At 53.7% G+C, this 2,927-nt stretch carries 3 protein-coding genes; all 3 read left to right on the top strand.

The window, feature by feature from the left end:
* Positions 1-963: plasmid recombination protein (locus DXB44_RS14220; RefSeq protein WP_118659095.1), on the top strand; the 963-nt coding region annotated here is incomplete at its 5' end.
* Positions 964-1,005: 42 nt separating this feature from the next.
* Positions 1,006-1,320, top strand: a complete 315-nt coding sequence (locus DXB44_RS14215; protein WP_118659094.1) for a helix-turn-helix domain-containing protein — start codon at positions 1,006-1,008, stop codon at positions 1,318-1,320.
* A 15-nt stretch (positions 1,321-1,335) separates the two neighbouring features.
* A complete protein-coding gene (locus DXB44_RS14210) occupies positions 1,336-2,724 on the top strand; it encodes a site-specific integrase (RefSeq protein WP_118659093.1) in 1,389 nt (462 codons plus the stop codon).
* Positions 2,725-2,927 lie beyond the last annotated feature (203 nt).

Below are 2,927 nucleotides of genomic sequence, written 5' to 3'. Positions count from 1 at the left end.
TACGAGTTCGCCAAGCAGTTCTATGCGGATGCCTACAAAGCAGCCGTTCAAATCGTGGGTGGTGAGCAGTATATCCTCTCGGCAGTCATGCACGCGGATGAGATCAACCACGCCATGACCGAAGCACTGGGCCGGGAGGTCTACCACTACCACCTCCATGTGGTCTATGTGCCTGTGGTGGAAAAGCAGATCCTGTGGTCGAAACGCTGCAAGGACAAGGCACTGGTCGGCACAGTCAAGGAGACCGTCATGCAGGTCAGCCGAAGCAAGAAGTGGGCTTCCAAGCCCCTGCTGGACGATGCTGGAAAGCCTGTCCTGCAAAAGAGCGGCAAGCCAGTCCTGAAGAAGTCGTACAGCATCTTGCAGGACAACTTCTTCAATTTTATGCGCGCTGCCGGGTACACCGATATAGAGCGCGGCGAACGTGGCAGCACCGAAGAACACCTGACCGTCACCCAGTTCAAAGTTCAACGGGAGCAGGAACGGCTGGACAGCCTGACCGCCCAGATTGACCAGAAAGAGCAGCACCTCACCCAAACCAACAAAACCCTCTCCAAGACCGAAAAGGAACTTGCCGCTGTGCAGAAAAAGGCCACGCTCACAAAAGAAGCCCTCATTCATGCGCGTGATCTGGATTATATCGGCAAGCGCACCTTTCTCGGCAACTACTCGCTGACCGAAGAAGAATTTTCCAAACTGAAAAAACAGGCTGACCACGGCTATATGATGGACGTGGAGAACCGCCGCTTGAAAGAAGAACTTTCCACCGCCAAGAAGGAAGCTGCTCATTGGGGTCAAAAGTATCATGAACTCTGGTATGAAGTGAAGCCCTATCTGGACGCGCTCCACCGTGCTCCTGAACTGGTGCGTGGCTTTCTGGAAAAGATTCTTGCCCCCAAGCAGGAGCACACCATGAATGTGCCGCAGCAAAACCGTAAGCGTGGGCAAGATGTAGAACTTTAAGCTGAATTTTTAGATGATATGACAATATAAGGAGCAATGCTTATGGATTTTGACCGTAATTCTATGACCGTCCCTGTGCAATCTTCCGATTATACGAAAAAGTTCTTGCAAAAGGACTCGAACCCCACTACAATGGAAGTGGTCACTCAAACCAATGCCGTCAAGTCTCCGACTGACAGCCCGGAACCCTCAAAGCTGGTGTACACGGTGGAAGAGATCGCGCGAATGCTGGCCATCAGCCTGCGCTCTGCTTACAACCTGTGCAACAGCACCACCGAATTCCGTGTCCTGCGGGTAGGCGGAAGCATCCGTGTACCGAAGGACAGTTTCGATGCGTGGCTCAACCGGGCAGCTTGATAAGGAGGCAAATCTATGGCATATATTACGAAGCGCGGCAGCTCTTACAGCGTCCGATACACCTACGAAGATGAGCACGGCAAGAGCTGCGACAAATGGGAGAGCTTTCCCACAAAAGAGGAGGCAACGAACCGAAAAAAGCAAATCGAGCATGAACTGGCCGCTGGCACTTTCCTGATTCCGTCCTCGGTAACGGTGGCAGAGTTCCTGATGGACTGGCTGCCGAAACAGTGCAGCAAGCACAAGTGGGCACCCAAAACCTACGAATCCAACCTTTCCACCATTCAGAATCTCATTATCCCCTATATCGGTAGCATGGAGATGCAGAAGCTCAAGCCCTACCACATGGAGAACCTCTACACGACCCTGAGCAAAACGCCCTGTGGTTCGTATATCGAGGGCAAGAAGCAGGAACTGACCGAAAAGCAGAAGCAGCGTTTCCTTTCCGGCACAACGATCCATGAGGTGCACCGGCTGCTGGGCACTGCCTTCCAGTATGCCGTAGAGTGGGGCATCCTTGTCAAAAGCCCTGTTCCCGTGGACAGCCCCAAGAAGTCTACGCAGGAGCGCACCATCTGGACGGTAGAGGAAATGAGGGCGGCTCTGGACAGCATGGAGGACCCCATCCTGCATCTGGCAGTCCACCTCACACTGGTGGGCGCACTGCGAGAGGGCGAGATCGTAGGTCTGACCCCGGAAGATCTCGATTTTGACGCAGCAGATGGCATCGGAACCTTCCGTATCAACAAGTCCATGCAGCGGGTGCGGAAAGAAGCCCTAAATCAAGTGGACGATGGCTGCATCATCAAGATATTCCCGGACAAGCTGGAGCGCAGCACCACTTCCCTCATCCTGAAAAGCACCAAAACCGCATCCTCCTGCCGCACCATCTTCATGACCTCTGCACTAAAAGAAGAATTGAAGAAGTGGCTGAATCAGCTGGCGACAGACGAGAGAAAAGACCCGACACGCTACCATGACAGTGGGATGCTGTTCCGTCTGCCCAACGGTCTGGCGGTGGAGCCGGTGCTCATCCGCAAAAAGTTCCTCAAGTGGCAGGATGCCCACCCGGAGTTCCCGCGTATCGTGTTCCACGGTCTGCGGCACTCCAGTGCCACCTATCAGCTGATGATTTCCGGCGGCGATGTGAAGGCCGTTCAAGGCACCACAGGACACGCTACGGCAGATATGCTGGTGAACACCTATGCCCATATCCAGCAGTCCTCTCGTGTAGAACTGGGCAGGAAGTTCGAGGAAGGGTTCTATGCTAAACAGGAAAGCCCCAGCCCGCAGGCTGTACCCGCCGCAGGCGAACCCACCATCTCCATGACGGCTCTCTTGGAATTGCTGAAGAATGCAGACCCCGAAGTAAAGGCGCAGCTCCGTCTGGCTCTGCTGACCTAATGCAAAATTTACCACGCATTTCAAAGTAATTCCAGCCCATGCAGAAGATTCCTATGAAAACACCAACCGTGCAAAAACCGTGCATTGACCGTGCAAGCCCCGATTTCTCGGGGTTACATAACAAAAAAGAACGCCAAATCTTACGATTTGGCGTTCAATATCTGGTGCACCTCCAGGGACTCGAACCCTGGGCCCACTGATTA

The sequence above is a fragment of the Faecalibacterium sp. OM04-11BH genome (assembly GCF_003482185.1).
In the GTDB taxonomy this organism is placed as follows: Bacteria; Bacillota; Clostridia; order Oscillospirales; family Ruminococcaceae; genus Faecalibacterium; species Faecalibacterium tardum.
The sequence above is the reverse complement of the archived record's forward strand: the minus strand, read 5'-3'. Positions and strand labels throughout refer to the sequence as shown.